Here is a 5,631-nt window from a genome sequence, read left to right as displayed (position 1 = left end):
TGCATACAAGAAGCGGGCGGGAGCAGTCCACCGACTGCTCCCGCCCATTCCGAAGGCTCGACCTGCGATTACTTCGCTGATGAGGAGTGGTAGTTCGGCGCTTCCGTCGTCATCTGAATGTCGTGCGGATGCGACTCGCGCAGGCCCGCGCTGGTGATGCGCACGAAGCGGCCGTTGGCCTTGACCTGGGAGATCGTGGATGCGCCCAGGTAGAACATGGTCTGGTGCAGGCCGCCGACGAGCTGGTAGATCACCGACGCGAGGGAACCGGTGTAGGGCACCTGGCCCTCGATGCCCTCGGGGACGATCTTGTCGTCGGAGGTGACGTCGGCCTGGAAGTAGCGGTCCTTGGAGTAGGACTTGCGCCCGCGCGAGCTCATCGCGCCGAGCGAGCCCATGCCGCGGTAGCGCTTGAACTGCTTGCCGTTGGTGAACACAACCTCGCCGGGGGACTCCTCGCAGCCGGCCAGCAGGGAGCCAAGCATGACGGTGTCGGCGCCGGCCACGAGGGCCTTGCCGATGTCGCCCGAGTACTGCAGGCCGCCGTCCGCGATGAGCGGGACTCCGGCGGGACGGCAGGCCTGGGCGGCCAGGTGGATGGCGGTGATCTGGGGAACGCCGACGCCGGCGACGACGCGGGTCGTGCAGATCGAGCCGGGGCCCACGCCGACCTTGACGGCGTCGACGCCCGCGTCGATGAGCGCCTGCGCGCCCTCGGTCGTGGCGACGTTGCCGCCAATAATGTCGATGCCCTCAAACGTCGGGTCGGCCTTGATACGGCGGATCATGTCGAGGGCCAGCTGGGCGCCGCCGTTCGCGGTGTCGACGACGAGGACGTCCACGCCGGCCTCGGCCAGGGCGGTGGCGCGCTCCCAGGTGTCGCCCCAGTAGCCGACGGCCGCGCCGACGACGAGGCGCCCGCGCGAGTCCTTCGTGGCGTTGGGGTACTGCTCGGTCTTGACGAAGTCCTTGACGGTGATGAGGCCGGTCAGGTGGTCGTTCTCGTCGACGATGGGCAGCTTTTCGACGCGGTGTTCGGCCAGCAGGTGCTTGGCGTGTTCGCGGGAGATGCCGACCTGGCCGACGACGAGGCGGTCACGCGGGGTCATGCAGTCGCGCACGCGCAGGGTGGCCCACTCGCCCTGGGGGACGAAGCGCAGGTCGCGGTTCGTGATGATGCCCAGGAGGGTGCCGTCCTCGTTCACGACGGGCAGGCCGGAGACGCGGTAGTGGCCGCAGAGGCGGTCGAGTTCGTCGATGGTCGCATCGGGGCCGACGGTGACGGGGTCTTCGACCATGCCGGATTCGCTGCGCTTGACCTGGCGGACTTGCGCGGCCTGTTCCTCGATGGAGAGGTTGCGATGAAGGATGCCGATGCCGCCTTGGCGGGCCATGGCGATGGCCATGCGCGCCTCGGTGACGGTGTCCATGGCGGCGGACAGGAGCGGCACGCGCAGGGAAATGTTCTTTGTCAGGCGGCTTGACGTGTCAACGGATGAAGGAACGACGTCCGTGAGCTCGGGCAGGAGCAGGACGTCGTCGTAGGTGAGGCCGGTGAGGCCGAAAGGATCGTGTGTTGCGAGTTCTCCCATGGGCCAATTGTAGGTGGTCGGCGCCGCTTTCGCGTCACCACCTGCGCGCATGGCGCGGGGGAGGGCGAGGCTGTGGTTCGCTCGCGGGGCGGGCGCGGGCGCGGGGAGAGGCACGTCACGGCACGAGGCTGGGGCCCGAACGCGGGTCAGGCGGCGCTTCGACCGTGGGGTGAGGGGGCGCCGGCCCGGGCGGTTGCTCCCGTGACGGTGAGGTAGATCGGGGCGGAGCCGCGGGCGAGCATGCGGGCGGCGGTGAGGGCGTCGGGGCGTCCTTCCCACACGCGCATGGAGACGGAGCCGTCGGGGGCGACCTCGTGGATCCAGCGGCCCATGCCGGCGCGCGCGTGGGAGTCGGCCCAGGCGATGGCTCGCGCGTAGTCGACGGCCATGTTCTGCGCGCGCGAGAGGTCCACGACCTCGGCGAGGACGCGGGCGGCGCTGGCGGCCTCGCACACGACCCAGTGCATGCGTTGGGGGGCTGCGATTTGCCCGGCGGGGTCGAGGGTGTAGACGATGCCGCCCACGCCCTCGTTTGTCCACCCGTCGGCGAGCGCGCGCTCGTAGAGCGCGGTCGCGGTGTCGATCATCCACGGGCCGGGCTTCTCCTCCATGTGAGTGAGGATGGCGTGGGTCTGCCCGATGAGGCGGGCGGCCTTGAATCCGAGGCCGGGGAGCGTGTCGCCGGGGCGGATGAGCTCGACGGGGGCCTGGTCGGCCGAGGCGGGCAGGGGTCGCCATTCCTCGTCGTAGAGGTCGGGGAGGGCGAAGCCGCAGCGCGCGGCGATTTCGCCGACGAGGCGCAGGATCGAGCGGGCGCGGTCGAACCAGGCGCGCTCCCCCGTCGCTTCCCAGGCGGCCAGGTAGGCTTGCGCGGTGTCGAGGTTGGTGGATAGGCGCCGCAGGGGCGAGCGCGCGCCGGTCGCGGCCTCGATCTCTTCGCGCACGGAGCCACTGCGTGGGTCCCACCAGCGCTGGTCCTGGTCGTAGTCAAGGTCCGCGAGGAGGGCGCGAGCCTCCTCGTGGCCCGCGAGGAGTGCGGCGGCTGCCGCTCCGATCATGGCGGACTGGGCGCGCTGGGAGGAAACGGCGCGTGGAACCGGCGTCGCGCTGGTCTCGGAGGTGGGGACGACCTCGGCGTACCAGGAGCCGTTTGCCGCCCGCAGCGGCCCGGTCAGGGCGGCGAGGCCGTGGGAGACGAGGTGGGCGGCTCCTTCGGTGCCGCGCATCTGTGCGAGGGCGAAGACGTGGGTCATGCGGGCGCTGATGCGGGCGTCCAGGGGCCGCCCGAGATCGACTTGTCCGTCGGCGCGCAGGAATGCGAAGCCGACCCGGGCCTTTGACCGGGACGCGAAGGCGACGAGCGCGTCGAAGTCGGCGTCGAAAGCGCGGCGTAGATCCTCATTGTTCCAGGGGGCGTTCATGACTGTTCTCCTGCCGGTACGTACCCTCACGGTATCACCTGACCAGGACTCTTGGCGCCTGTGCGCGCACCGACCGGAGGGCTCGTCAACGCGGGGCGGGCCGGCCTCGCCCGGGTTAGGACCGTCCGACGAGTTGCAGGTCGGCGTGAGGTGCCAGGAGGGCCAGGGCTTCTTCGACGCAGGCGCTGATCGTGCGTACCCGCTGCACGTGGGGGGCCAGGACGTCGGGGGCGTCGGCGCCCACGACGATGGTGGGGCCGCCGTAGCGGGCATTGAGTTCGTGGATGGTGTCGGCGCAGGCGGGGCCGTGGCCGAGGACGACGGTGAGGGCGGGCACTCCGGCTCGCACGTATTCGCGGAAGCGATCGGCGGCGCGCACGCCCCCGTAGTTTTCGCTGGACAGGAGGCGCACGTCGCATCCGTACCAGGCGAGGGCGACGCCGATGACCTGGGCGGGGGTTTCGTGGAGGGCGTCGGCGATGAGGGCGACGCGGTCGCCGCCGACGAGGGAGCGGGCGGGGCGCGAGAGGTGGACGGAGCGGCACACGCGCTGGAAGGCGTTGAGCAGCATGAGGGCGGGCGGGCATCCGACGGGGTCGCCGCCGGGGGTGGAGCGCAGGGATTTGAGGGTGGGTTCGACGAAGCGCGACCACGTGTGGACGAGGCCGTGGCTGGCGACGGCGGCTTCGAGTGCGGCCTCGAGGCGGGGGAGGTTGTCGGCGAGGGCGACGGAACGCAGCTGCGCGGCGTTGAGGGGGCCGCTGGCGGGGCGCGCGGAGACGTCGGCGAGGGCGCGCTTGGCGGCCTCGGCGGCGGGTAGTCCCGCGTGCACGTGGTTGACCATGGCACGCAGGCGTTCGACGTCCTCGGGTTGGTAGCGGCGTCGCGATCCGGCTTCGCGCCTTTCGGGGCCGAGGCCGTAGCGGCGTTCCCAGGTGCGCAGGGTGGAGGCGGAGACGCCGAGTTCGTCGGCGACGGAGGACACGGTGCGGGAGCGGTCGACGTGCGCGCTGGTGGCCAGTATGGCTCGTGGCATGACCCCTCCTGCGTGTTCGAGTGTTGCTCCCTTCAGATTCTTGCCTGTCGGCCGCGCGAGCGCCACAGGAAGGGAGGAGATGAGCAACTCAAAGTTATTCAAAAAGTTGTTCAATGTTGGTTCAAGGCACCCCATGCGACTTTTTCTGCATTTACACTGTCCAAACGCCCACATTCTGAGAACTGGCTCATACTTCTAGAAAGGGTCTTGAATAACTACCGCGCAAGTGTCTATTCTTGCGGACATCGTGTGCCGAAAGTGTCGGCACGACAGACAAGAAGGAGGCACCCAATGACTGACGTCTCCCGTCTGCCCGGCCCCATGATCGACGCGTGGGAATGGCAGTACGAAGCGGCGTGCCGAGACCTGGACACCGAGCTGTTCTTCCACCCCGAGGGCGAGCGCGGCTCCACGCGCCGGCGCCGCGCGGCAAACGCCAAGGCGATCTGCGCGACCTGCCCGGTGATCGAGCAGTGCCGGTCCTACGCTCTGGCCGCCCAGGAGCCCTACGGCATCTGGGGTGGAATGACCGAGGAAGAACGACGCGAAGAGATCCGCTCCTCCGGACGCGGACGTCGCGTCTCCTGACGCGCAACAACACTGCCGGTGCGGCATCGCCACCGCGATGCCGCACCATTTTACTGCCCAGACATCGCCCACCACGCCGATCGACGTTCCCCAGGGAGGACGCATGACCACCAAGGATTCCACGACCTCGTCCGCGGACAAGGAGACGAAGACGCCCGCCGAGGGCTCTCCTTCCTCCATCTACAAGACGCTCTTCTTCGTGACCGCGCCGATCACCGCGATCCTCGCGGGCGCGTGCGTGTGGATGGGCGTTCAGCTTTCCTCCACTTCTCCTGCGAGCCAGGCGACCCCTGCGGCCACGCCGACCGCAGCCGCACAGATGCCCTCGGCGGAGCAGAGCGCCGAACCCAGCCAGACCAATCCGAACAACCTGTCGATCATGAACTCGTTCATGCGCCACGACGCTGGCGATCAGCAGGCCAAGGGCGACATCAATGCGCCCGTGACGATGGTTGTCTTCTCCGACTTCGCGTGCCCCTACTGCACGAAGTTCGCTCAGCAGGTCGACCCCGAGCTTGAGGATCTGGTCGCGGACGGAACCCTGCGCATCGAGTGGTATGACCTCGCGCAGATCACCGAGTCCTCTCCCCTGGCCGCCCAGGCAGGCATCGCGGCGGCCGAACAGGGCAAGTTCTGGGAGTTCCACGACGCCGTCTACGCGGCGGCCGACCCGAGCGGACACCCCCAGTATTCCGAGCAGGCCCTCGTCGACTTCGCGGCCACGGCAGGCGTGCCCGACCTGGACAAGTTCCGCGCGACCATGCTCGACGCGCACACCGTCGCCAAGGTGACCTCCGCCAAGGAGCAGGCGCACCAGGCCGGCATCACCGGCACGCCCACGCTCTTTATCAACAAGGCCTACATCCCCGGCTTCCGCGACGCCTCCTACGTGCGTAACACGGTGCTGGCGCAGGCGGCTGAAGCCGCTTCCTGACCAGAGCGGCAGCGCCCCTCGGCGGGCGCGACACGGGGGCGGCCCGGAAGGAATCCTTCC

Annotated in this window: 5 protein-coding genes; 2 read left to right on the top strand and 3 right to left on the bottom strand. The window is 69.3% G+C overall.

Annotation, left to right across the window (positions count from 1 at the left end):
- Window positions 1-68: 68 nt before the first annotated feature.
- The 3 genes from guaB to HMPREF1138_RS01485 form a co-directional block, all read right to left on the bottom strand.
- Complete coding sequence (gene guaB, locus HMPREF1138_RS01495; RefSeq protein WP_009055708.1) at window positions 69-1,592, bottom strand: IMP dehydrogenase; 1,524 nt, start codon at window positions 1,590-1,592, stop codon at window positions 69-71.
- A 146-nt stretch (window positions 1,593-1,738) separates the two neighbouring features.
- Window positions 1,739-3,013: an AGE family epimerase/isomerase gene (locus tag HMPREF1138_RS01490; RefSeq protein WP_009055709.1), complete on the bottom strand. Its 1,275-nt coding sequence runs from the start codon at window positions 3,011-3,013 to the stop codon at window positions 1,739-1,741.
- A gap of 115 nt (window positions 3,014-3,128) precedes the next feature.
- Window positions 3,129-4,049 carry a MerR family transcriptional regulator gene (locus HMPREF1138_RS01485; RefSeq protein WP_039936464.1) on the bottom strand — a complete coding sequence of 307 codons (921 nt, stop codon included), beginning with the start codon at window positions 4,047-4,049 and terminating at the stop codon, window positions 3,129-3,131.
- A 291-nt stretch (window positions 4,050-4,340) separates the two neighbouring features.
- Between HMPREF1138_RS01485 and HMPREF1138_RS01480 the strand changes: the two genes are divergently transcribed.
- Both HMPREF1138_RS01480 and HMPREF1138_RS01475 read left to right on the top strand, forming a co-directional pair.
- The gene (locus tag HMPREF1138_RS01480; protein ID WP_003790481.1) at window positions 4,341-4,637 is read left to right on the top strand and encodes a WhiB family transcriptional regulator; all 297 of its coding nucleotides are present in this window, start codon (window positions 4,341-4,343) and stop codon (window positions 4,635-4,637) included.
- 103 nt (window positions 4,638-4,740) lie between these two features.
- Entirely contained in the window at window positions 4,741-5,571 is an 831-nt protein-coding gene (locus HMPREF1138_RS01475; protein WP_009055705.1) for a DsbA family protein, read from the top strand.
- Window positions 5,572-5,631 lie beyond the last annotated feature (60 nt).

Origin of the sequence: Actinomyces sp. ICM58, assembly GCF_000283035.1 — a bacterium.
In the GTDB taxonomy this organism is placed as follows: domain Bacteria; phylum Actinomycetota; class Actinomycetes; order Actinomycetales; family Actinomycetaceae; genus Pauljensenia.
The sequence above is the reverse complement of the archived record's forward strand: the minus strand, read 5'-3'. Positions and strand labels throughout refer to the sequence as shown.

What these genes read in the sequence shown, in the direction of transcription:
- guaB (WP_009055708.1), bottom strand. Translation starts at nt 1,592, where the DNA reads ATGGGAGAACTCGCAACACACGATCCTTTCGGCCTCACCGGCCTCACC.
- HMPREF1138_RS01490 (WP_009055709.1), bottom strand. Translation starts at nt 3,013, where the DNA reads ATGAACGCCCCCTGGAACAATGAGGATCTACGCCGCGCTTTCGACGCC.
- HMPREF1138_RS01485 (WP_039936464.1), bottom strand. Translation starts at nt 4,049, where the DNA reads ATGCCACGAGCCATACTGGCCACCAGCGCGCACGTCGACCGCTCCCGC.
- HMPREF1138_RS01480 (WP_003790481.1), top strand. Translation starts at nt 4,341, where the DNA reads ATGACTGACGTCTCCCGTCTGCCCGGCCCCATGATCGACGCGTGGGAA.
- HMPREF1138_RS01475 (WP_009055705.1), top strand. Translation starts at nt 4,741, where the DNA reads ATGACCACCAAGGATTCCACGACCTCGTCCGCGGACAAGGAGACGAAG.